The organism is Kitasatospora sp. NBC_00458 (assembly GCF_036013975.1).
GTDB lineage: Bacteria > Actinomycetota > Actinomycetes > Streptomycetales > Streptomycetaceae > Kitasatospora.
The window spans coordinates 3,728,884-3,752,749 of sequence record NZ_CP107904.1 but is presented as its reverse complement, the minus strand read 5'-3'; the positions used below and the strand labels follow the sequence as shown (position 1 = coordinate 3,752,749).

Below are 23,866 nucleotides of genomic sequence, written 5' to 3'. Positions count from 1 at the left end.
GGCCGGGCGGGTGCGGGGGTCAGCCGATCAGGCGCTGCTTGGCGCGGCTGAACTCCTCGTCGGTGAGGGCGCCCGCGGCGTGCAGGCCGGCCAGCCGCTCCAGCTGGTCGAGCAGCTCGGTGCCGGAGGAGACGGCCGCGGCGGGCGCTGCGGCCGGGGCGGCGAGCTCCTGCCGCTGGGCGTTGCGCGCCAGCCGGGCGGCCGCCCGGACCTGCTCGGCGAAGACCTCGGCCTTGACCACGTCCTCGAAGCGGTGCGATCCGGTGAGGGCGACCACCAGCAGCACCTCCCCGTTGATCCGGGTCTTGGTGACGGTCGCGTCGGTCACCGCGGCGAGCGGAACCGGCACGGGCGGCTTGCCGTCCTTCAGGAACAGCAGCCGGTGGGTGGTCAGGACCAGCACTCCCTTGCGGAAGTGATCGGGGTGGCGCCCGGCCGTGGAGGCGACCGGCTTCTCGTCGGGCGCGACGTTCGCCTCGACGGTGCGCAGGGCCGCGGCCCGGTTGTCGCTGTTGCTGTTGCCGGCCACGTCGAAGGCCGTGTCGATGAGATCGGTCCAGTCCATGGGACCGAGCCTAATCCGACGGCCCGCCGGGCCGGGCCCGGCCCTTGCCGCCGGGTCGGCGGGCGGTGTCGGTGCGGTGCCCGCTCCGCCGGGTGGCGGAGCGGACGCCCCGTGACCGGGGGCCGGGGGCCGCGCGCCCGGCGGGAACGGTCGGACACGCCTTAGGCTGGGTGGTGAGCGAGAGGAACACGCATGCGAGCGGGTCCGGGGCAGATGCTGGCGGGGCGTTACCGGCTGACGGACCGTCCGGCGGCGGTGAGTGCTCTCGCTGTGGACGAACGGACCGGTGACGTCGTCCGGCTGCGGGCGCTGGAGCTGCCGGCGCTGCTGACCGGGGGCCGCGAACCGGACGACCCGGTGCCGGAGCAGAGCGAGCGGCTGGTCCGCCGGGTGGCGGCGGTCGGCTCCACGGCGCCGCGGCATCCGCGGCTGCTCCAGGGGGCCGGGGCCTTCGTCGAGGGCGATCTGCTCTGGACCGTCGAGGAGCGCCCGGCCGGGGTGCCGCTGGCCGAGCTGGTCGCGGCCGGACCGGTCCCGCCCTACCGGGCGGCCGAGTTGGCGGCGGACCTGGTGGGCGCGCTGCGGGCGCTGCACGAGGCGGGTCTGGCGCACGGCAACCTGACCACCGAGTCGGTGCTGGTCTGCGAGGACGGCGCGGCGCTGCTGGGCGGCCTGCTGTCCGGGACCGCGCAGGAGGCGCTGGCGGAGGAGCTGGGCGGACCGGGCGGGCGCCGCCGGTACGAGGTCCGGGCCACCCTGGCCGGGCCGGTGGCCGAGCGCTGGCCGCTGGACGGCGGTCCGGCCGGCGACTGCTGGGCGCTCGGGGTGCTGCTGCACCGGCTGGTGACCGGCCGCTCGCCGTACCCGGAGAACGGGGTGCCGGAGCTGGTCACGGCGGTTCGCGACGGCCGGCGGGAGCCGTCGGCCGCGTGCGGGCCGCTGGGCCCGCTGGTGGAAAGGCTGTTGCAGCCCGACCCGGGGCTGCGGCCGACGGCGGTGGAGATCCGGGGGGAGCTGGCGGCGCTGCTGGCGGCCGCGCCGGAGCCGGTCGGCGAGGAGCGGGCGGCGCGGGTGCTGGAGCCGCGGGCGGCGGGACCGGTGGTGCCGGCGCCGCGCAGGCGGCGTCCGGGCGGCCGGGCCGCCGCGAAGTCGGAGCGGCTCCCCGCGGAGCGGCCCGCCGCGGACGGTCCCGGTCCGGAGCGGCGGCCGCTGATACCGCCGGCGCTGCTCGGCCCGGTGCTGGTCGGCGGCGTCTTCCTGCTGCTGGTGCTCGGTGTGGTGGCCGTGGTGCTGTTCGCAGGCTGACGGAACCTGCCGGGCCGTCACCGGCGGGTCGGCGGGTGGGGGAGATTACCGGGGCGGGGAACGGGCGCCTAATGTGTCCGTGAGATGTGTTCGATTGGTGGTCTGCACCGAGTGGTCTGCACCGAGTGGTCTGTACCGGGCCCTCTGTCGCGGTGACGGCAGGCGAATGAGGGGGAGCGGTCGCGGATGGGCGCGGAGGACCGGCCGGAGGCGGCCGAGGAGCGGCTGCTGGCCGGACGCTACGAGCTGGGTGACCGGCTGGGCCGGGGCGGGATGGGCACGGTCTGGCGGGCCTGGGACCGGATGCTCGACCGCGAGGTCGCGGTCAAGGAGCTCACCGTCAACCACCTGCCCGAGGACGAGCTGCAGATCCTGCACGCCCGGATGAAGCGGGAGGCCAGCGCGGCCGCCCGGATCAAGCACCCCGGCGTGATCACCGTGCACGACGTGCTGGAGCAGGACGGCCGGCCGTGGATCGTGATGGAGCTGGTCGACGGCCGCTCGCTGGCCGACGTGATCAGCCAGGACGGCACGCTGCCGCCGCGCGCCGCCGCCGAGGTGGGCAGCCAGGTGCTGGCCGCGCTGCACCGGGGCCACCAGCTGGGCGTGCTGCACCGGGACGTGAAGCCGGCCAACGTGCTGCTGGAGCACGGCACCGGGCGGGCGGTGCTGCTGGACTTCGGGATCGCCACCTACGAGGGGTCGGCGGAGCTGACCCGTCCGGGGGACCTGGTCGGCTCGCCGGACTACCTGGCGCCCGAGCGGGCGCAGGGCGACCGGCCCGGACCGGCCTCGGACCTGTGGGGTCTCGGGGCGACGCTGTACGCGGCGGTGGAAGGCGACTCGCCGTTCCGCCGCACCTCGCCGCTGACCACGCTGGCCGCGGTGGTCGGCGACCCGCTGCCGGAGCCGCGCCGGGCCGGGCCGCTGGGGCCGGTGCTGGCGGCGCTGATGGCCAAGGACCCGGACGAGCGGCCGACCGCGGACGAGGCGGCCCGGATGCTGGCCGAGGTGCAGGCCGGGCACACCCTGGGGCTCAAGCCGGTCGCCCCGGTGCGGATGCCGACGCAGTCGGTGCCGGTGGTGGACCGTTCGGGTGAGTCGGCCGGGGCGGAGGCGGGGGCCGGAGCGCAGTCCGGGGCGGGCCCGGAGGCGGTGACCGTACCCCGTTCGGCGGCACCCGCGGAGGGCGACGCCGACCCGGATCCGTCCGGCCCGTCGTCCGAGCTGTCGCCCGGGGCCCGGCGGGTGGAGGCGTTCCAGGGACACGGGGTGCCCGAAGGGGCGCCCACCGGGCCGGTCGCGCCGGTGGCGTACACCGACGCGCCCGCGCGTGGACCGGCCAAGCGCCGTGGCGCGCTGCTCGTCGTCGCGGTCGCGCTGGCCGTGGCCGTGCTGGCCGCCGGGGCGACCTTCCTGGCGACCCGGCCGAGCGGCACGGCGGTGGCCAAGCCCAGCCCGACCCTCGTGGAGCCGCAGCCCACCGAGCCGGCCGACAGCGGTGCCGGAGCCGCGCCGGCCGGGTACCGCTGGGTGGACGACCCGGCGGGCTTCCGCTTCCCGCTGCCGGTGGCCACCCCGGCCTGGGAGCGCTCCGTCGACGGGACCCAGATCTACTACAGCCCGGACAAGATGGTGCACTACCTCCAGTTCGCCGTCACGGTCGGCCAGTCGGTCAAACCGCTGGACCACCTGCGGCAGATGGAGACCACCGTCTCCAAGCGCAAGGAGTACCGCCAGCACAAGCTCACCAGCGTCGCGGTGAACGGGCACGACGCGGCGGTCTGGGAGTTCAGCTACGCGGCGAAGGAGGGCGGCCGGCGGCGGGCCGTCGAGGCCGAGTTCATCGACGACGACGGCACCGCGTACGCCGTCTACCTGTCCTGCCCGGACAACGACAAGGACTGGCAGGAGGGTGAGCGGCGGTTCACCCTGGTGCTGAACCACTTCCTGCCGACCCGCTGATCGCGCGGGTCCCGCTGCCCGCGGTCCGGTCGGCGCTCTCGGCGCGGTCGGCCCGCCGGTCGGGCCGGTGCGGGCGAGCGGCGGCGGTTTGTTGTTACCGACGGGTACCGAACCGGGCGCCGAGCGCCTAGGCTGCGCCCTATGACGGACCTCACAGCAGCTGCCACGGCCACCGAACCCGCCGGCACCGGCTCGCCGGGCCGCAACCCCGCCGCGCCCGGCGGCGGGCGCACGGTCTCCTCGGCCGTCCCGCCGTCCCTGGTCGACCGCCTCGTCGCCGGGGTGACCGCCACCGGCGAGCCCAGCCTGGTGGAGACCGTCGCCCCGCTCACCGGCGAGCGGCTGGCCGGCCTGCCGCAGTCCACCCCGGCCGACGTCGAGGTGGCCTTCGAGCTCGCCCGCCGCGCCCAGCCGGCCTGGGCCGCGCTGCCCGTCCGCCGCCGCGCCGCCGTCCTGCTGCGCTTCCACGACCTGCTGCTCAAGCGCCAGGACGAGGTGCTCGACCTGATCCAGGCGGAGACCGGCAAGGCCCGGCTGCACGCCTTCGAGGAGGTCCTCGCCGTCGCCATGGGCGCCCGCCACTACGCGCGCGCCGCCCAGGGCTACCTGCGCGACAAGCGCCGCGGCGGCGCCCTGCCGGTGCTCACCCGGACCATCGAGGCCCGCCGGCCCAAGGGCGTGATCGGGCACATCTCGCCGTGGAACTACCCGCTGGAGCTGTCCATCGGCGACGCGCTGCCCGCCTTCGTGGCCGGCAACGCGGTGGTCAACAAGCCGGACACGCAGACCGCGCTGACCGCGCTCTGGGCCCGCGAACTGCTGATCGAGGCCGGGCTGCCGGCCGACCTGTGGCAGGTGGTGATCGGCGACGGGCCGGTGATCGGCCCGGCCGTGGTCGAGCACGCCGACTACGTCTCGTTCACCGGCTCGACCCGCACCGGCCGCGACGTCGCCCAGCGCGCCGCCGCCCGGCTGGTCGGCGCCTCGCTCGAACTCGGCGGCAAGAACGCCATGCTGGTACTGGCCGACGCCGACCTCGACCGGGCCGCCGAAGGCGCCGTCCGGGCCTGCTTCTCCTCCGCCGGCCAGCTCTGCATCTCGATCGAGCGGCTGCTGGTGCACCGCTCGGTGGCCGACGAGTTCCTGGCGAAGTTCGCCGCCGCGACCAGGGCGCTGCGGCTCGGCGGCGGTCTCGCGTACGGCGCGGACATGGGCTCGCTGGTCTCCGGCCGGCAGCTTGAGGCGACCGTCCGGCACGTCGAGGACGCGGTCGAGGCCGGCGCCGCGGTGGTCGCCGGCGGGCGGGCCCGGCCGGACCTCGGCCCGTTCTTCCACGAGCCGACCATCCTGGACGGCGTCACCCCCGACATGGCGGTCTGCGGCGAGGAGACCTTCGGCCCGGTCGTCTCGGTCTACCGCTTCGACACCGAGGACGAGGCGGTGGCCGCCGCCAACGCGACCCCCTACGGGCTCAACTCCAGCGTCTGGACCAGGGACGGGCGGCGCGGCCGCGCGGTCGCGGCCCGGCTGCGCACCGGCACGGTCAACGTCAACGAGGCGTACGCGGCGGCGTACGGCTCGGTCGCCTCGCCGATGGGCGGCATGGGTGACTCCGGGCTCGGCCGGCGGCACGGCGCCGAGGGCATCCTGCGGTTCACCGAGGCGCAGACCATCGCCAGCCAGCGGCTGATGCCGATCGCGCCCGCGTTCGGGCTGGAGGACCGGCAGTTCGCGGCGGTGATGACCGGCGGGCTGCGGGTGCTCAAGGCGCTGCGCTTCAAGTAGCCCTTCGCAGGGCCCCGTTCGCCGTGTGCCGTGTGCCGTGAGCCGTGAGCCGTGAGCCGTGCGCGGTCGGGTGTTCGCCGTTCGTCGTTCCGCAGTTCGTCCCCGTTCGTCCCGTTTTTTCGAAGGAGCAGTGGCAGATGGTGGGATCCGGTGGTGGCCGGGAGTTCGACTACGACGTGGTCGTGGTCGGGTCCGGCTTCGGGGGCTCGGTCTCCGCACTGCGGCTGACCGAGAAGGGCTACCGGGTCGCCGTCCTGGAGGCCGGGCGCCGCTTCGAGCGCGACGAACTGCCCAGGACCTCCTGGGACCTGGCCGACTACCTGTGGGCGCCGAAGCTCGGCCTGTACGGCATCCAGCGCATCCACTTGCTGGCCAACGTGCTGATCCTGGCCGGAGCCGGGGTCGGCGGCGGTTCGCTGAACTACGCCAACACCCTGTACGTGCCGCCGAAGGCCTTCTTCGAGGACCGCCAGTGGCGCCACATCACCGACTGGCAGGAGGAGCTGGCGCCGTTCTACGACCAGGCGAAGCGGATGCTGGGCGTACGGCTCAACCCGACCGTCACCCCGTCCGACGTGCACCTGCGGGCCGCCGCCGAGCGGATGGGGGTCGGCGACACCTTCCACCTGGCACCGGTCGGGGTCTTCTTCGGCGACGGCGGGGACTCGGACGGCGGGGCCAGGACGGCGCCCGGCGAGGAGGTCCCCGACCCGTACTTCGGCGGTGCGGGACCGGCCCGCCGGGCCTGCACCGAGTGCGGCGAGTGCATGACCGGCTGCCGGCACGGCGCCAAGAACATGCTCACCGAGAACTACCTGTACCTGGCCGAGCGCGGCGGCGCCGAGATCCACCCGCTCACCACGGTGGCCCGAATCCGCGAGTGGGGCGAGGGCTACGCGGTGGACGTGCGGCGCACCGACGCCCGTTCCACCACCGACCCGGTCAAGGCCGGGGCGCGGACCGTCACCGCCGCCCGGGTGGTGGTCGCGGCCGGCACCTACGGCACCCAGAACCTGCTGCACCGGATGCGGGCCGGCGGGCACCTGCCGCGGATCTCCGCCCGGCTCGGCGAGCTGACCCGGACCAACTCCGAGGCGCTGGTGGGTGCGCAGACCACCGACCGGCGGTACGGCGCCCGCACGGACTTCACCAAGGGCGTCGCGATCACCTCCTCGATCCACCCGGACGAGAACACCCACATCGAGCCGGTGCGGTACGGCAAGGGCTCCAACGCGATGGGCGCGCTGTCGATCGCCCAGGTCAGGGGCGGCGGTCGGATCCCGCGCTGGCTGCGCTACCTGGGCACCTCGGTCACCCACCCGGTGACCTTCGCCCGGTCGATGAACCAGCACCGCTGGTCGGAGAAGACGATCATCGGTCTGGTGATGCAGTCGCTGGACAACTCGATCACCGTGTCGCTGAAGGAGAAGGGCCTCGGCAAGGGCAAGCTGACCTCCCACCAGGGGCACGGCGCGCCCAACCCGACCTGGATCCCGGCCGCGGAGCAGGGCGCGCGGGCACTCGCGGAGGAGATCAACGGCTTCGCCGGCAGCAGCGTCGGCGAGATCTTCGACATCCCGATGACCGCCCACTTCCTCGGCGGCTGCCCGATCGGCGACTCCCCGGAGACCGGCGTCGTCGACCCCTACCACCGCCTCTACGGCCACCCCGGGATCAGCGTGGTGGACGGTTCGGCGGTCTCCGCCAACCTCGGCGTCAACCCTTCGCTGACCATCACCGCGCAGGCCGAGCGGGCCATGTCGATGTGGCCCAACAAGGGCGAGGAGGACACCCGCCCGGTGCCCGGCGAGGCCTACCGGCGGACCGCCGCGGTCACCCCGGTCGCGCCGGCGGTGCCGGCCGGTGCCTTCGGCGCGCTGCGGCTGCCGCTGCTGGCGGTCCCGGAGGTGCCGAAGAAGCACGGCTAGCGGGGGTCGTTCGGCTGCGGTGCGGTCAACCCGCGCCGCGCCGGGGCCGGTTGACAGCCGTCCGGGGCCGGTGGGAGAAAAGGGCTCCCTGGGGGGACCAGGAGTTCATTCGGACGGGGGACACGGTCCATGGCCATCTGTGCATCCTGCGGTGCGGCTTCGGCGGAGGGGGCGCTCGCCTGCGACGCCTGCGGGCGACCGCCTGCGCCGCCGCTCCTGCCGCCCGCTCCGCTCCTGCCGCCCCCGCCGCCGGGGCAGCCGAAGGCGGCGGGACCGCCCCCGCCGTCGGAGCCGCCGTCGGAGCCGGAGCTCCCCGAGCCGCTCCTGCCGCCGGGGCCGCGGCTTCCCGCCGGGCCCGGGCTTCCTCCCGCGCCGGACCTCCCGTCGCCGCCGGACCTGCCTCCGCCGGTCCTGCCGCCGGGGCCGCGGCTTCCCGCTGCGCCGGATCTTCCCCCGGCGCCGGACCTGCCGTCGGCGCCTGATCTGCCCGTGCCGGTCCTGCCGCCGGGGCCGGACCTTCCTCCCGCGCCGGACCTGCCGTCGGCGCCTGACCTGCCGGCGCCGGTCCTGTCGTCGGGGCCGGAGCTTCCTCCCGTACCGAGGCTTCCCCCGGCGCCGGAGCTTCCCGCCGCGCCGGACCTCCCTCCGGCGCCGGACCTGCCCCCGCCGGCCCTGCCGCCGGGGCCACCCGCCGTGGCCTTCCAGGAGGGCAGCTGGGGAGCCGGGCGCCCGTACGACCCGGCCGCCGACCGGCCCGCGGCGCTCGGCCGGATCACGGGCGCGGACTGGCGCCCGGCCCTCCGCGCGGTGATCGCGCCGACCGTCGTCCTGCTGATCGCCGCGCTGGTCGCGGCGATCCCCGAGGGCTACCGGTTCTCCTACCTGACCGGCGCACCGGACTTCGGCGAGCGGTTCGGGGCGGCGCTGGCGATGTCGCTGGCCGCGCTCGGCGCGCCGTTCCGGCTGGCGTTCGGCGGCAGCGGCACCGCCGACACCGGGATGACGGTGCGGGCGCTGCCGATGGCGGTCACCGCGCTCTGGCTGTTCACGCTCTGGCTCGGCCTGCGCGCCGGGGCCAACCGGCGCCAGCGCCTCACCGGGGAGCAGTGGACCCGTCGGCAGGCGGCCGGCGAGGCGTTGCGCACGGCCGTCGTGGCGGCCGCCGTCACCCTGCTGATCGGCCTGGTCGCCGGTGCCGAGTGGTTCCGCGGGCGGTCCCGCGGCGTCGACCTGGACGACGGGGTCCTGGGGGACGTGTTCGGCGGCCGGGCGACGAGCACGGCGTCCGCGGGCTGGCCGGAGGCGGTCGGCTGGACGCTGCTGGCGGCGGGAGTGCTCGCCTTCGCGGTGCACGGGACGGACGCGCTGCGCTGGGCGGCCTGGCGCAACCGTGCGGTGCGCGGCTGGGCGGTCGCCGGCCTGGCGGCCGGCCGGGCACTGATGCTCACGGTCGGCCTGGCGTCGGCGGTCGGCTTCGTGCTGGTGGCCGTCCAGGGGGAGGGCGGCATGACCGGGGCGGCGGTGGCCTTCCTGCCCAACCTCGGCCTGGTGCTGCTCGGGGTGGGCTCGGGTGCGACCTTCCGGTCGACCGACGACACCTCGGCCGGTGACTCCGACTGGCGCCGGAGCCCGCGCGAGGTGGAGGAGTTCTCGCTCTTCGACCTGCAGGGCGAGAGCGCCGACTGGCGCTGGGCCGGTCTGCTCGCGCTGGCCGCCGCGGCCGTGCTCGGCTGGACGGCGTACCGGCGGCGGCTCGACGCGGCCGACCGGCTCCGGCTGGCGGCCGTGTACGCGGTGGCGCTCAGCCTGCTGATGCTGGTGTCCGGGGCCCTGCTCACGTCGTTCTCCTCCGTTCCCTACGTCGGCAGCGTCCGGGAGGTCGGGTACGAGTACGGCGTCGCGCTGGTGCCGGGCACCCTGCTGGTGGCGAACGCGGTCTGGGCGGGGGTCGGGGCGCTGGCGGTGCCGCCGCTGCTCGCCGCGGTGCGCGGCCGCTCCGCGCAGGGCGGGCCGTACGGGGCGGTGCCGGCGCAGGCCGGTCCGGGCGGATCCGGCTTCGGGGACGGGGACGGGGACGGGGCCGAGGACGGCTTCGGGGACGGGGCCGGGGACGGCTTCGGGTCGTTCGGGGCAGGCCCGGGGCCGGGGGTGAGCGAGGTGATCGGTTCGTCGGAGTCGCTTTCGCGCGGTTCCGCCGGCTCGGGGCCGAGGTCGGGTCCCGGGGCGCGGCCGGGCGGGGACGCCCCGGTCGACCCGAGTGTCTGGCGGGACCAGCCGTAGCGATTCGGGGGCGTGCGCCGCACTGCTGCGCGCCCCCGAGGGGCCGCCCACCGGCCCCGGGCAGGGCAAAGGGCCCCGCGGGGGAACGGGGCCCTTTGTCGTTCAGCACTCGGCGTCAGGGTCGCGCCGGTGCTGGGGTGACGGCGCCGGGGGAGGAGCGCCGTCGGGTCGGTCGGTCATCGGGGCGGACGGCGCCGCGGGGCCGGCGGGGGGTGGGCCGGCGCAGGGGGCGCGCACGGTCCGCGGCGGCAGGCCCGAGCCGGGCCCTCGCTCACGGAGCGTAAGGTGATAATCGTTGCCATCGCGGTCGCGGAGGCACCGGGACGGCACCCCTCAGGTGGCCCTGCGACCACCGGGGGAACCTCTTCCACGCAGCATCGTGCTGGACGGAGGGCTTGCTCTGCAACCGATTCGGCATGATTCGGTACAGGGCGCTTCCGGCCGCGCCGGTGCCCGGCCCCGGCTCGGCGGGATGCCGCAGGCCTGCGGGGCGTGTTCGGGCCGGCGGCGTCGATGATCACGGTGCGTAGTGAAGTTCGGCCGGAGCGCACGGGGACGCGCGTAGCGGCGCGGGACGGTGGGAGAAGTGCGCCGGGGCGCGCCGGAGTGCGGCGGTCGGACTCCGGGCGTCCCCGGCGGCCGACCGCCCCACTTCCTTGGTCCAGTCGCGGCCGGGGTCGCTGTCCCCTGCTGGCCGGCCGCAGCACCCGCGCACGGTCCCACGGCGCGTCACGCCCGGCCGGAGGCCGGTTCCGCGACGGCGCCACGCGCGCCGGTGGACTGGGTCGAGCTCCACGCGTGGTCCTGCTGTGCCCGTACGGCGGCGCCCCTGGCCGGGGCGGAGGCGACGCGTCTGGCGGACGCGGCGCGGTCGTACGGTCGCCAGGAGAAACGAACCGGCCGCCCGGGCGGTCACGGCCGCGAGGGCGGGCAGACGAGTGAAACGCGGGCGGCCGGTAGACTCGACGGCAGACCCCCGCCCGTCGCCCGCCGCCACCCTTCCGTAGGGCGCGCTGCGTGCGACACCTTTCGTTCCGCTGCCGGAAGGCCGTCCGTGTCCTCTGCTACTCCCGTCCAGTCCGTGCCTGAGACCGACACCGTCCTGGTGGTCGACTTCGGTGCCCAGTACGCCCAGCTCATCGCCCGTCGAGTGCGTGAGGCCCGGGTCTACAGCGAGATCGTGCCGAGCAGCATGCCGGTCGCCGAGATGCTCGCCAAGAACCCGAAGGCGATCATCCTCTCCGGTGGTCCCTCGTCGGTCTACGAGGAGGGCGCGCCGCAGCTCGACCGTGCGATCTTCGAGGCCGGCGTCCCCGTCTTCGGCATGTGCTACGGCTTCCAGCTGATGGCCAAGACGCTCGGCGGCACCGTCGACAACAGCGGCGCCCGTGAGTACGGCCGCACGCCGCTGACCGTCTCCCGCTCCGGCTCGACCCTGTTCGAGGGCGTCCCGGCGGAGCACTCGGTGTGGATGTCGCACGGCGACGCCTGCTCCGCGGCCCCCGAGGGCTTCACCGTCACCGCCTCCACCGACGTGGTGCCGGTCGCGGCCTTCGAGAACGACGAGGCCCGCCTCTACGGCGTCCAGTACCACCCCGAGGTGCTGCACTCCGACCACGGCCAGCAGATCCTCGAACACTTCCTGTACCGCGGCGCCGGCCTCGCACCGACCTGGACCACCGGCAACGTGGTCGAGGAGCAGGTCGCGCTGATCCGCGCCCAGGTCGGCGACAAGCGCGCCATCTGCGGCCTCTCCGGCGGCGTGGACTCGGCGGTCGCGGCGGCCCTGGTCAACAAGGCCATCGGCGGGAAGCTCACCTGCGTCTACGTCGACCACGGGCTGATGCGCAAGGGCGAGACCGAGCAGGTCGAGAAGGACTTCGTCGCCGCCACCGGTGTGCAGCTGAAGGTCGTCGACGCGCAGGAGCGCTTCCTGAACGCGCTGAAGGGCGTCAGCGACCCGGAGGAGAAGCGCAAGATCATCGGCCGGGAGTTCATCCGGGTCTTCGAGCAGGCGCAGGCCGAGATCGTCGCCGAGGCCGGCGAGCACGGCGAGTCGGTCGACTTCCTGGTCCAGGGCACCCTGTACCCGGACGTGGTGGAGTCCGGCGGCGGCACCGGCACCGCCAACATCAAGTCCCACCACAACGTCGGCGGCCTGCCCGAGGACCTGCAGTTCCAGCTGGTCGAGCCGCTGCGCAAGCTGTTCAAGGACGAGGTCCGGATGGTCGGCCAGGAGCTCGGCCTGCCGGAGGAGATCGTCCAGCGCCAGCCGTTCCCCGGCCCCGGCCTGGGCATCCGGATCGTCGGCGAGGTCACCCGGGAGCGTCTGGACCTGCTCCGCGAGGCCGACGCGATCGCCCGCGAGGAGCTGACCGCCGCCGGCCTGGACCGCCAGATCTGGCAGTGCCCGGTCGTCCTGCTCGCGGACGTCCGCAGCGTCGGCGTCCAGGGTGACGGCCGCACCTACGGCCACCCGATCGTGCTGCGTCCGGTCTCCTCCGAGGACGCGATGACCGCCGACTGGTCGCGCCTGCCGTACGACGTCCTGGCGAAGATCTCGACCCGGATCACCAACGAGGTCCGCGACGTCAACCGCGTGGTGCTGGACTGCACCAGCAAGCCGCCGGGCACCATCGAGTGGGAGTAGCCACTCCCGACCGGTCCCGTACGGACCGGTGTTGAACGGCCGCGCCGTCGCCCCCGTACCAAGGGGACGACGGCGCGGCCGTTCGCGGTGGACCGGGCGCCCACCGGGTGGGCCCTCCCACCGAAAGCGCTCACTACCGGGCAGAATGCGTCCGGACCTGTCAGGCGGTGGCGGGCCGGTGAGGGAAGGTGTGGGGAATGGCGGAGGCCAGCAGCTCCGTGGCGGCCGGTCGGGCGACGGCCGGCGCGGCCATGGCCGGTTCGGGCCCGGCCGACCCGGGGCCGGTGACCCCGGACGGCACCGGCAGCGGCACCGGAACCGGCGCGGACGGGGCCGGCGCGGGCGGAGCCGGAACGGGCGGCAGCCGCCCGGGCGGCAGAACCGCCAGGGTGGCCGGGTGGAAGGCGGCCGGCTCGCGGCTGGCGCTGCTGCCGCTGCGGCTCTTCCTCGGCGTCACCTTCGTCTACGCGGCGCTCGACAAGCTCGCCGACACCCACTACCTGGCCGGCGCGGGCGACCCGGCCTCCTTCGTCTCGCAGACCAGGCTCGCCAAGGGGTCCAGCCCGATCTCCTTCCTGCTCGGCCCCGCCCTGGACCACCCCACCCTGTTCGGCCTGCTGGTCGCCTTCGGCGAGCTGGCCGTCGGCCTGGGCACCCTGCTCGGCCTCTGGGGGCGGCTCGCGGCGGCCGGCGGCGCGGTGCTCAGCCTGACCCTCTGGCTCACCGTCAGCTGGAACGTCTCCCCGTACTACCTCGGCAACGACCTCGTGTACCTGATGGCCTGGACCCCGCTGGTGCTCGCCGGCACCCCGTACCTCTCGGTGGACGGCTACCTCGCCCGGCGGGCCGCCGGCGACCGGGCCCGCGGCCTGCACGAGGACCACGTCCGGCGGCGTGCCCTGATGGACGGCGGGATCGCGGCGGTCGCGATGGGCGGCGCCGGGCTGCTCACCGGCTCGCTGACCGCCACCTTCGGGCGGGACGGGGCGGCCGGGAAGCCGAAGCAGTCCGCGGCGCCCGCCTCCGCCGCGCCGCCCGTCACGGTGGACGCCGCGAGCGTCCCGGTCGGCGGATCGGCCCAGGTCAAGGACCCGGCCAGCGGTGACGCGCTCTACGTGGTCCAGCCCAAGGCGGGCCAGTACTGCGCCTTCTCCTCGGTCTGCACGCACTCGGGCTGCGCGGTCGACGCCCCGAAGAACGGGCAGCTGTACTGCCCGTGCCACGGCTCCCGGTTCGACGCGGCGACCGGCGCGGTGCTCAACGGCCCGGCCACCAAGCCGCTGCCGAAGTACCGGGTGACCAAGGAGGGCGAGAAGCTCCACCTCGGGCCGCTGGAGGGCTAGGGCGTGTCGGGCACGCCCGGAGCGAGCCGCCTCCCGGGACGCCCGGGGACGGGCCCGGCGGCGGCCCCGCTACCTCCGCTCGGCGTCCGGCCTGGAGCGGCGGACCGCCGCCGCCACCGCCCCGGCCAGGCCGCCGAGGCCCAGCACGATGAACGTCACCGGTATGACGATCCGGCCGTTCACGGAGACGTCGTTGACCGCTGCCACCAGGTAGAGCACCGCGATCACGGTGAACAGCCCCCCTGCGATCAACGAGAAGAGGTCGAGCTGGTGCTTCCTCACTTCTGGACCACCCTGATGTCGCCGAGCCCGACCTTCAGCGTGAGGTCGAGCGTTCCCTTGGATGCCTGGCCGTTCACCGGCAGCAGCTGGTAGCTGCGGGTGGCGGGGCCGTTGTCACTGATCGGCCCCGGCAGATTGACCGAGGCCAGCCCGGTCTCGGTCCGCACGTTCACCGTCACGTCCGCCGGCACCGTCACCGTCATGTCGCCGGCACCGAGCTCCGCGGTGGTGCTCAGGACGCCGCCGGCCGGGTCGAGTGCGCTCAGGTCCAGCTCCAGCGAGCCGAGCCCGAGGGTGTACTTCTGCTCCAGCCGGTCCGCCGTGGTGACGACCCAGCTGCGGTCGCCGAGCAGGTTCTGCGCCGAGACCGACGAGTGGCCGACGGCGGTGAGCGCGACGGTGAGCAGCAGGCCCGGCACCACCAGCCGGCGGGCCCGGCCGAACTTGGCGCCGACCAGCAGGGTCAGCCCGATCACCAGCAGCGCGGTGGCGAGCACGGTGCCGTTCAGCACGGCCGCCCGGCCGCCGGCGGAGGCCGACCAGACGGCGCTGGCCGCGCCCACCGCCAGCAGCAGGCCGATCAGGCCGAGCGGGGAGCGCTCCCGCCGGTGCACCGTCACGGGCGGCGGGGGAGGTGCGGCCGGACCGCCCTCCTTGCGCAGCGGGTCGCCCTGCGGCAGGTCGGCGCGCTGCCACCACGGCTGGGCGGGTGCCCCGGGCGGCGGGGTCGGACCGGCGTAGGGCTGGGCCGGGGCGGCTCCGCCGTACGGGTTGCGCTCGGGGTGGCGCGGGTCCCACAGGTAGCCGGTCGGACCGGTGTGCGGGGTGTCGGCGGGGACGGTTCCGGCGGCCCGTTCCCGGGCGTGCCGCTCGCGTGCCTCCTCGTCCTCGGTCTCGCGCGGCCAGCGGTAGGCCGGCCCGGCGGCCGGGTCGGCCTCGGGGAAGTACCGGTCGTACGGGCCGCCGTGCGGCCCGTGGCCTCCGGGGTCGCCGTGCCCGCCGTGGCCTCCGGGGTCGCCGTGCCCGCCGTGGCCGCGGCGCTGCCGTCGGCGGCCGCGGGTCCGGCCGCGCCGGCGCTCCGGGTCGTAGCGGACGGCCAGGAAGACCAGCCCGGCGAGCAGCAGCAGCGGGAAGAGCTGGTCGCCGTCGCCCATCGAGGAGAAGAAGACGCCGGTGCCGATCACGGTCAGCAGCACCGCGCCGATCGACTGGCCGTCGACCCGGCCGGTGAGCACCCGCTGGAGTTCGGTGCGGCCAGGGCGGCCGTCGCCCTTGCCGTCCGCGACCGGCTCGGTCGGGATGATCAGCCAGGCGAGTCCGTAGAGGAAGAGGCCGAGGCCGCCGGAGAGGCAGAGCACGACCGTGACGACGCGGAAGACCACCGGGTCGATGTCCAGGTGCCGACCCAGGCCGCCGCAGACGCCGGCCACCACGCGGTGGTGCTCGGTCCGGTTCAGCGGCGGACGGTCCGGGGCGGGCGGGGCGCTCGGCCCGGCCTCCTCGATCTCCTCGGTGCGGGGGTCTTCGGTCATGACCACCATCCTGGTGGGTGTCGGAGCCCCGCCCAACCGGTGCGAGCCCTGTCCGGACCCTGACTTGTCCCTGAGAAGGGTCAGGGGTCCACCCTGATGCGTCCCGGCACGCCAGCGTGGAACGATCGGTGCCGTGGCAGCACCCGGTTCCGATCCCCGCCCCCTCGCCCCCGACACTCCGCCGACCGGGGGTGTCGACCCGGCCGCGCCCGGCGACGGGCGGCCGCCGTACCGACGGCTGTACCGCAGTCCGCAGGGGCGGATGCTCGGCGGGGTCGCGCACGGGCTGGCGGTCCACCTCGGACTGCCCGTCAGCTGGGTGCGGGTCGCGTTCGTGCTGCTCTTCTTCGCGCAGGGGATCGGCGGCCTGCTGTACGCGGCGTTCTGGTTCGTGGTGCCGATCGGCATCGGCGAGCCCGCGCAGCGCGGGGGGACGCACTGGGTGTACGTGAACGGGGCGTTCGTCCCGGCCTCGCCCTGGCAGGGCGGCGGGCCGGCCGGTGCCGAGCTGAGCAAGGGCGGACGCCGCGGCGGCTGGATCGGCCGGCTGCGCGAGGTGCTGCAGCACGCCCTGCAGGGCGAGCCCGCCGTGGCGGCGGGCGACGCGGTCGGCGGTCCGGCGGACGCCGCCGGGACCGGGACCGGGACCGGGGCCGCGTCCCGCTCCCAGCGGCAGGGCGGGCTGGGCCAGCTCGCCGCGCTGGTGATGCTGGTGATCGGTGTGATCGCCCTGCTCAACGCGCTGAACGTGCAGACCGCCAAGCCGTACACCTGGCCGCTGCTGGCGATCGGCGTCGGCGTGGCGCTGGTCTGGCGGCAGGCCGACGACTCCCGCTGGCAGCGCTGGTTCGGCCTGGAGGAGGGCAACCGGCGGCGGGGCGCGTACACCCGTGTCGGCGCCGGTGTGCTGCTGGTGGTGGCGGGCACCATCGCGTTCCTGGCCACCCAGGGCAGCGGTTCGACGATCGGTTCGGTGGTCGAGGCCTCGCTCGCGGTGCTGGCCGGTGTGCTGGTGCTGGTCGGCCCGTACGCGCTGCGGATGTGGCAGGACCTCGGCGCCGAGCGGACCGCCCGGATCCGGGCCCAGGAGCGGGCCGAGATCGCCGCGCACGTGCACGACTCGGTGCTGCACACCCTGACCCTGATCCAGCGCCGCGCCGAGGACCCCAAGGAGGTGCTGCGGCTGGCCCGGGCCCAGGAGCGCGAGCTGCGGCTCTGGCTCTACCGGCCGGAGGCGGTGGCCGAGGCCGCGCCGGACACCATGGCGGAGTCGCTGCGCGCGGTGGTCGCCGAGGTCGAGGACCGGCACGGTGTCCCGGTCGAGCTGGTGATCGTCGGCGACTGCCCGATGGACGAGCGGATCACGGCACAGATGCAGGCCGCGAGGGAGGCGACCGTCAACGCGGCCAAGTACGGTGGCGGGGGACCGGTCCAGGTCTACGCCGAGGTCGAGGGGAGGACGGTGATGGTGTTCGTCCGCGACCACGGTCCCGGCTTCGATCCCGATACGGTGCCCGAGGACCGGATGGGCGTACGCGAGTCGATCCTCGGCCGGATGAAGCGCAACGGCGGCACCGCACGGGTGCGGCCCGCGCCGGACGGCGGCACCGAGGTCGAGCTGGAGATGGAGAGGTCAGATGACTGAGGCAGCGCCGACGGGGGTCTCTCCGGCCGGAGAACCGGGGAGGACCGCGAGGGTCGTGCTGGTCGACGACCACCGGATGTTCCGGACGGGGGTCCGGGCCGAGATCGGGCGCACCGAGGCGACCGGGATCGACGTGGTCGGCGAGGCCGACGACGTGGAGTCGGCGGTCCGGGTGGTCGCCGAGACGCGGCCCGACGTGGTGCTGCTCGACGTCCACCTGCCCGGTGGCGGCGGGGTCGAGGTGCTGCGGCGTTCGGCCGGGCTGATGGGGGAGCAGGGGGGGGTGAAGTTCCTGGCGCTCTCCGTGTCGGACGCGGCCGAGGACGTGATCGGCGTGATCCGCGGCGGCGCGCGCGGCTACGTGACCAAGACGATCACCGGGACCGATCTGGTCAACGCGATCTTCCGGATCGCCGACGGCGACGCGGTCTTCTCGCCGCGGCTGGCCGGGTTCGTGCTGGACGCCTTCGCCGCGACCGACACCCCGCCGGTGGACGAGGACCTGGACCGGCTCACCCAGCGCGAGCGGGAGGTGCTGCGGCTGATCGCGCGCGGGTACGCGTACAAGGAGATCGCCAAGCAGCTGTTCATCTCGGTGAAGACGGTGGAGAGCCACGTCTCGGCGGTGCTGCGCAAGCTCCAGCTGAGCAACCGGCACGAGCTGACCAGGTGGGCCACGGCGCGCCGGCTGGTCTGACCGCCGGGCCCGGCGCGCGCCCCGTCCCGGCCTCCGCGGCCGGGGCGGAGCGCGGTGGGAGCGGAGTGCGGCGGAATGGTCCGGCGTACCAGTGGCGGCAGGTATCAGTGCGATGAAGGCACTTTAGAAATATCAGGCAAACCCGATATTCTCTGCGGGTCCTCTCCGTCGTGTCCGCACTGTGGGGACGGTGGATCCCAGAAATCACCGAGTGAGCATGATGTCCGCACCCGTGACGGAACCCACCCACCCACTGCCCGTGAGCGGGCCGGTTCCGCTGCCGCCGGCGGACGGTCGCCCGCAGCGCAGGCCCCGGCTCTTCGCCCTCGACGGCCTGCGGCTGATCGCGGCACTCGCCGTGCTGTCCTTCCACTGGACCGCGGACGGCGACGCCAAGGAGATCTGGGGAGGCCGCACCCCGCACGAGTTCATGCCGGAGCTGTCGCGCTTCACCTCCTACGGCTGGCTCGGCGTGCAGCTGTTCTTCATCATCAGCGGGTTCGTCATCTGCATGAGCTGCTGGGGCCGCCGGCCCGGGGACTTCTTCGTCTCGCGCGTGGTGCGGCTGATGCCCGCCTACTGGGCGGCGGTCCTGTTCACCACCGTCGTGCTGCTGGCCGTGCCCACCTTCGGCCGGGCGGCGGCCAGGGGCGGCATCGACGCCAACACCGTCCTGGTCAACCTCACCCTGTTCCAGAAGCCGCTGAACAGCACGTACATCGACGGCGTCTACTGGACGCTCTGGATGGAGCTGCAGTTCTACCTGCTCTTCGCCATCGTCGTCAGGATGGGCCTCAGCTACCGCCGGGTGACGGCCTTCTGCGGCATCTGGGCGGTGGCGTCCCTGCTGGTGCCCCAGGCGGGGAACCCGCTGCTGACCTTGTTCGTGATGCCGCTGGAGGCCCCGTACTTCATCGCGGGCGTGGCGATCTACCTGATGTACCGCTTCGGCCCCAACCTCATGCTCTGGGGGATCGTCGGCTTCACCTGGCTCACCTCGATGGGGCGGATCGACGAGCTGAAGCGGGGGTTCGAGGGGGCGGCCGGCCACACGCTGTCGTGGAACGTCGTCGCCGCGGTGATCACCGCGGCCTACCTGGTGATCATCGCGGTGGCCCTCGGGTACTTCGACTGGGCGCGGTGGCGGTGGCTCACCGTGGCGGGCGCGCTGACCTACCCGCTCTACCTGATCCATCAGGAAGCCGGCTGGACCATGATCCACTGGCTGCGCTCGCTGGGGGCCGGCAACGGCGCGGCGCTGGCGGTCTCCTTCGTCGCGGCGCTGTCCGTGGCCTGGCTGCTGCACCGGCTGGTCGAGCGGCCGCTCGGCGGCCTGCTGAAGCGCCGCCTCACCAAGTCCGTCGAGGCGATGAGGGCGGCCTCCGGGGGGACCGGCGTCCGGCCCTCGGCCGACGGTCCCCAGCCCTCGGCCGACGGCCGGGGCGCCGCGCAGCCGCTGCGGTAGGGCTCCGGGCCGGGCGGGTCTGTCGGTGGGTGGCCATAGACTCGGAGTGCCATGAATAGCCTCTTTGACGACCTCCCGCTCCCCGGTTTCGAGGCCCCGGCCGCCGGGTCGAAGCAGCCCGCGCCGCCCATCGACGAGGAGCCGCCGCCGTACGGGGACGACGCCCCGTACGACGCCTACGAGGAGGCGATCCCGGACGGGCTGTTCCAGAGCAGCCCGTTCAGCGAGCCCGGCGGCGGCGCCGAGGCCGAACGGGACGCCTGGTACCGCAACGGCGCCGCCCGGCCCGTGATCGACCCGGCGAAGCTGCTGGAGGGGATGAACGACCCGCAGCGCGAGGCCGTCCTGCACGCCGGCTCGCCGCTGCTGATCGTGGCCGGCGCGGGCTCCGGCAAGACCCGGGTGCTCACCCACCGGATCGCCCACCTGCTGGGCGCGCGCGGGGTGCAGCCGGGCGAGATCCTGGCGATCACCTTCACCAACAAGGCCGCCGGCGAGATGCGCGAGCGCGTCGAGCAGCTGGTCGGCCCGCGGGCCCGGGCGATGTGGGTCTCCACCTTCCACAGCGCCTGCGTGCGGATCCTGCGCCGCGAGTCCAAGCTGCTCGGCTTCACCTCGTCGTTCTCGATCTACGACTCGGCGGACTCGCAGCGGCTGATGGCCCTCGTCTGCCGGGACCTCGACCTCGACCCGAAGCAGTTCCCGCCGAAGTCCTTCACCGCGAAGATCAGCAACCTGAAGAACGAGCTGATCGACGAGGAGACCTACGCCGACCAGGCCGCCAACCCGATGGAGAAGAAGCTCGCCGAGGCGTACTTCCTCTACCAGCGGCGGCTGCGCGAGGCCAACGCCCTCGACTTCGACGACATCATCATGACGACGGTCAACCTCCTCCAGGCCTTCCCCGACGTCGCGGAGCACTACCGGCGGCGGTTCCGGCACATCCTGGTCGACGAGTACCAGGACACCAACCACGCCCAGTACACGCTGGTCCGCGAGCTGAGCGGGGGCGCCGCCGTCGCGCCCAAGCGCACCGCCGACGGGGACTACGTGAACCCGGCCGCCGGGCGGCTCGCCGAGGTGGAGCCCGCCGAGCTCTGCGTCGTCGGTGACGCGGACCAATCGATCTACGCCTTCCGCGGCGCGACGATCCGCAACATCCTCCAGTTCGAGGAGGACTACCCGAACGCCACCACGATCCTGCTGGAGCAGAACTACCGCTCCACCCAGACCATCCTGAGCGCCGCCAACGCCGTCATCGAGCGGAACAGCAGCAGGCGCGAGAAGAAGCTCTGGACGGCCGGCGAGCACGGCGAGAAGGTCGTCGGCTACGTCGCCGACGACGAGCACGGCGAGGCCCAGTTCATCGCCGACGAGATCGACCGGCTCACCGACGCCGGTGACGCCAAGCCCGGCGACGTCGCGATCTTCTACCGGACCAACGCGCAGTCCCGCGTCTTCGAGGAGGTGTTCATCCGGGTCGGCCTGCCCTACAAGGTGGTCGGCGGGGTGCGCTTCTACGAGCGCAAGGAGGTCAAGGACGTCCTGGCCTACCTGCGGGTGCTGTCCAACCCCGAGGACACCGTGCCGCTGCGCCGGATCCTCAACGTGCCCAAGCGCGGCATCGGCGAGCGCGCCGAGGCGATGATCGACGCGCTGGCCGCGCGCGAGCGGATCTCCTTCGCCCAGGCGCTGCTCCGGGTCGACGAGGCGTACGGACTGGCGGCCCGCTCGGCGAACGCGGTGAAGAAGTTCAACGCGCTGCTGGCCGGCCTCCGGCAGGTGGTCGAGTCCGGTGCCGGCCCGGCCGCCGTGCTGGAGGCGGTGCTGGAGGAGACCGGCTACCTGGCCGAGCTGCAGTCCTCGACCGACCCGCAGGACGAGACCCGGGTCGAGAACCTCCAGGAGCTGGCGTCCGTCGCCCTGGAGTACGAGCAGGACCCGGGCGAGCGGCCGGACGCCGGAGAGGACGGCGCCCCGCCGGTCGGCTCGCTGCCCGACTTCCTGGAGCGGGTCGCGCTGGTCGCGGACTCCGACCAGATCCCCGACGAGGACGACGAGGGGCGGGGCGTCATCACGATGATGACCCTGCACACCGCGAAGGGCCTGGAGTTCCCGGTGGTCTTCCTGACCGGCATGGAGGACGGGATCTTCCCGCACATGCGGGCGCTCAACCAGGTCAAGGAGCTGGAGGAGGAGCGGCGTCTCGCGTACGTCGGCCTGACCAGGGCGCGGCAGCGGCTCTACCTGACCAGGTCGGTGCTGCGCAGCGCCTGGGGGCAGCCCGCGTACAACCCGGCCTCGCGGTTCCTGGAGGAGATCCCGGAGTCGCTGGTGGAGTGGAAGCGCAGGGGGGCGTCGTCGGCGCCGGCCTCGCGCGGGTACTCCTCGGGGTCGTCCTGGGGCGGCAGGTCGGGCGGCTCGTCCGGGGGTTCGTCCGGCGGTCCGTCGTCGCGCGGGGGTTCGTCGCGGGGTTCGGCGGCGGCCTCGCCGAAGGCGGGCTGGGGGCAGTCGGCGCGGCGCACCGGTGCGGCGGTCGAGCGCGAGGTGGTGGCGCTCGCGGTCGGCGACCGGGTCACCCACGACACCTTCGGGCTGGGCACGGTGGTGGCCACCACCGGGGTCGGCGACAAGGCGCAGGCGACCGTGGACTTCGGCACGGAGGGGCGCAAGCAGCTGCTGCTGCGGTACGCGCCGGTGGAGAAGCTCTAGGACACGCCTCAGGTCCCCTCCTGCGGCCCGCGTCGACCGGTGGTCGGCGCGGGCCTGCGGGTGCCGGCCGGGGCGGCTCCGCGGCCCGGGGGCGCCCGGGGGCCGGGTCAGCGCGGGTCGACGCCCTGGGCGAGGAACCAGGGCAGCGGGTCGACCGGCGCACCGCCGTCGCCCGGGCGGATCTCGAAGTGCAGGTGCGGGCCGGTGCTGTTGCCGCTGCTGCCGACGAAGGCGATGACGTCGCCGGCCTTCACCGTGCCCTTGCGGATCTTGTACGAGCGCAGGTGGCAGTACCAGGCCTCGGTGCCGTCGGACATCTTGAGTATCGACATGTAGCCGTACGACGCGTTCCACTGCGTGCGGATGGTGCCGTCGGTGACGGCCAGGACCTGCGTGCCGCCGTCCACCGGGAAGTCGATGCCGGTGTGGCGCTTGGCCCAGTGGGTGCCCGCCGCGCCGAACACCTCGCCGAGGCCGGCCTGGGCCACCGGCAGGGAGACCGCGGGGCGCTTCGGCGCCTCGGCGGCGGCCGCCGCCTGGGTGGCCGTCTCGGGGGCGCCCTGGGCGCCGGAGAGCTGCTGCCTGGCGTCGCCGCGGGAGGCCTGGGCGGCGTCCCCGGCGGCGAGCGCCTGCTGGGCGCTCTGCGCGGCCTGCTCGGCGGCCGCCCTGCCCGCCGCGTCGTCCGTGGTCCCGGCGGTCTGTTCGGGCGTCCGGCCGGTCGCCTGGGCGCGCTGCTGGTCGGCTTCGCCCTGCACGGTGATCGCGGCCGCCGCGGCCACGCCGAGCGCGGCCACCGAGGGCAGCGCGACCCGCAGCAGCGCCGTCCGGGTCGCGGCCTTGGCGGCGTCGCGGCGCTGGGCGCGCGACTGTTCGCGGGCGGCGACGCGCAGCTCCGCACGGGTGGGGCGGGCGACTGCTTCGTAAGCCATCGCGGGCTGCCTCCTCGGTGGGCCACGGGTGCGTCGTCGGGCGAGGGGAAAACAGCCGAGACTGTAGCCGGAAGGCTGACATCCGGACAAAAGTCCGGATGTCAAGAGGCTGCGGGTGTGTGCTTGCGGGGTGGACCGGAGGAGGGGACCGGGGCGCGCGGATGCGGGGTGGCCTGTGATTTTCCCCTCCTCTTGAGGGGCGGCACGGCCAACCGGGGCGGGTGACGCTAACCTCCCCTCAGATTGGTTATTGCTCGTTAACCCCGCCCGCGCCCACAAGGTGCGGCGGGGTGGTGGACGACGAGGTCCAGGAGGCAGTGATGGGTGTGTCAGGACCGATCCGCGTGGTGGTCGCCAAGCCGGGGCTGGACGGCCACGACCGCGGCGCCAAGGTCATCGCGCGCGCCCTGCGCGACGCCGGCATGGAGGTCATCTACACCGGCCTGCACCAGACGCCGGAGCAGGTGGTCGACACCGCGATCCAGGAGGACGCGGACGGCATCGGGCTCTCGATCCTCTCCGGTGCGCACATGACGCTCTGCGCGCGGGTGCTGGAGCTGCTGAAGGAGCGCGACGCGGAGGACATCAAGGTCTTCTGCGGCGGGATCATCCCGGACGAGGACATCGTCGAGCTCAAGGCGATGGGCGTCGCCGACATCTTCACCCCGGGCACGCCGACCAGCGACGTGGTCGCCTGGGTCACGGCCAACCTCCGGGCCGCCGGCTGACCGGTTGACCGGCTGACCGGTTTTCGAACGGCGTGGGCCGGTACGGGGCGGGGGT

Annotated in this window: 16 protein-coding genes; 12 read left to right on the top strand and 4 right to left on the bottom strand. The window is 74.5% G+C overall.

What is annotated here, in order from left to right; all coding sequences use genetic code 11:
• Window positions 1-19: 19 nt before the first annotated feature.
• Window positions 20-565 (bottom strand): SHOCT domain-containing protein, encoded by a 546-nt coding sequence (locus tag OG550_RS15070; RefSeq protein ID WP_327677797.1) that lies wholly within the window; start codon window positions 563-565, stop codon window positions 20-22.
• A 255-nt stretch (window positions 566-820) separates the two neighbouring features.
• On the opposite strand from OG550_RS15070, the gene OG550_RS15065 reads away from it, so the two are divergent.
• The 7 genes from OG550_RS15065 to OG550_RS15035 all read left to right on the top strand — a co-directional run bounded on the left by OG550_RS15065 (window position 821) and on the right by OG550_RS15035 (window position 13,821).
• Window positions 821-1,870: a protein kinase domain-containing protein gene (locus OG550_RS15065; protein ID WP_327677795.1), complete on the top strand. Its 1,050-nt coding sequence runs from the start codon at window positions 821-823 to the stop codon at window positions 1,868-1,870.
• Between the two features lie 186 nt (window positions 1,871-2,056).
• On the top strand, window positions 2,057-3,835 hold the full coding sequence (locus tag OG550_RS15060; RefSeq protein ID WP_327677792.1) for a protein kinase domain-containing protein: 1,779 nt from the start codon (window positions 2,057-2,059) through the stop codon (window positions 3,833-3,835).
• A gap of 141 nt (window positions 3,836-3,976) precedes the next feature.
• Window positions 3,977-5,620 (top strand): succinic semialdehyde dehydrogenase, encoded by a 1,644-nt coding sequence (locus OG550_RS15055; protein ID WP_327677790.1) that lies wholly within the window; start codon window positions 3,977-3,979, stop codon window positions 5,618-5,620.
• Between the two features lie 137 nt (window positions 5,621-5,757).
• Window positions 5,758-7,548: a GMC family oxidoreductase gene (locus tag OG550_RS15050; protein WP_327677788.1), complete on the top strand. Its 1,791-nt coding sequence runs from the start codon at window positions 5,758-5,760 to the stop codon at window positions 7,546-7,548.
• Window positions 7,549-8,241: 693 nt separating this feature from the next.
• Window positions 8,242-9,828, top strand: coding sequence for a hypothetical protein (locus OG550_RS15045; RefSeq protein WP_327677786.1), 1,587 nt, complete (start codon window positions 8,242-8,244; stop codon window positions 9,826-9,828).
• Window positions 9,829-10,882: 1,054 nt separating this feature from the next.
• Window positions 10,883-12,478, top strand: coding sequence for a glutamine-hydrolyzing GMP synthase (gene guaA, locus OG550_RS15040; RefSeq protein WP_327677784.1), 1,596 nt, complete (start codon window positions 10,883-10,885; stop codon window positions 12,476-12,478).
• Between the two features lie 197 nt (window positions 12,479-12,675).
• The gene (locus OG550_RS15035) at window positions 12,676-13,821 is read left to right on the top strand and encodes a QcrA and Rieske domain-containing protein (RefSeq protein ID WP_327677782.1); all 1,146 of its coding nucleotides are present in this window, start codon (window positions 12,676-12,678) and stop codon (window positions 13,819-13,821) included.
• 69 nt (window positions 13,822-13,890) lie between these two features.
• Here the strand turns inward: OG550_RS15035 and OG550_RS15030 are convergent, their stop codons facing one another.
• Window positions 13,891-14,103: a hypothetical protein gene (locus OG550_RS15030; protein ID WP_327677779.1), complete on the bottom strand. Its 213-nt coding sequence runs from the start codon at window positions 14,101-14,103 to the stop codon at window positions 13,891-13,893.
• Window positions 14,100-15,635 carry a PspC domain-containing protein gene (locus OG550_RS15025; protein WP_327677777.1) on the bottom strand — a complete coding sequence of 512 codons (1,536 nt, stop codon included), beginning with the start codon at window positions 15,633-15,635 and terminating at the stop codon, window positions 14,100-14,102. The genes OG550_RS15030 and OG550_RS15025 overlap by 4 nt, the downstream gene beginning before the upstream one ends.
• 238 nt (window positions 15,636-15,873) lie before the next feature.
• Here OG550_RS15025 and OG550_RS15020 point away from each other — a divergent pair, with 238 nt between their 5' ends.
• The 4 genes from OG550_RS15020 (at window position 15,874) to pcrA (ending at window position 22,154) form a co-directional block, all read left to right on the top strand.
• A complete protein-coding gene (locus tag OG550_RS15020) occupies window positions 15,874-17,280 on the top strand; it encodes an ATP-binding protein (RefSeq protein ID WP_327683898.1) in 1,407 nt (468 codons plus the stop codon).
• Window positions 17,273-17,977 (top strand): response regulator transcription factor, encoded by a 705-nt coding sequence (locus OG550_RS15015; RefSeq protein WP_327677775.1) that lies wholly within the window; start codon window positions 17,273-17,275, stop codon window positions 17,975-17,977. Before OG550_RS15020 ends, OG550_RS15015 begins: the two co-directional genes overlap by 8 nt.
• Window positions 17,978-18,236: 259 nt before the next feature.
• Window positions 18,237-19,442 (top strand): acyltransferase family protein, encoded by a 1,206-nt coding sequence (locus tag OG550_RS15010; protein WP_327677774.1) that lies wholly within the window; start codon window positions 18,237-18,239, stop codon window positions 19,440-19,442.
• 51 nt (window positions 19,443-19,493) lie between these two features.
• Window positions 19,494-22,154 (top strand): DNA helicase PcrA, encoded by a 2,661-nt coding sequence (gene pcrA / locus OG550_RS15005; protein WP_327677773.1) that lies wholly within the window; start codon window positions 19,494-19,496, stop codon window positions 22,152-22,154.
• Window positions 22,155-22,261: 107 nt separating this feature from the next.
• Here the strand turns inward: pcrA and OG550_RS15000 are convergent, their stop codons facing one another.
• Window positions 22,262-23,083, bottom strand: a complete 822-nt coding sequence (locus OG550_RS15000; protein WP_327677772.1) for a M23 family metallopeptidase — start codon at window positions 23,081-23,083, stop codon at window positions 22,262-22,264.
• 320 nt (window positions 23,084-23,403) lie between these two features.
• On the opposite strand from OG550_RS15000, the gene OG550_RS14995 reads away from it, so the two are divergent.
• Complete coding sequence (locus OG550_RS14995) at window positions 23,404-23,811, top strand: cobalamin B12-binding domain-containing protein (protein ID WP_327677770.1); 408 nt, start codon at window positions 23,404-23,406, stop codon at window positions 23,809-23,811.
• Window positions 23,812-23,866 lie beyond the last annotated feature (55 nt).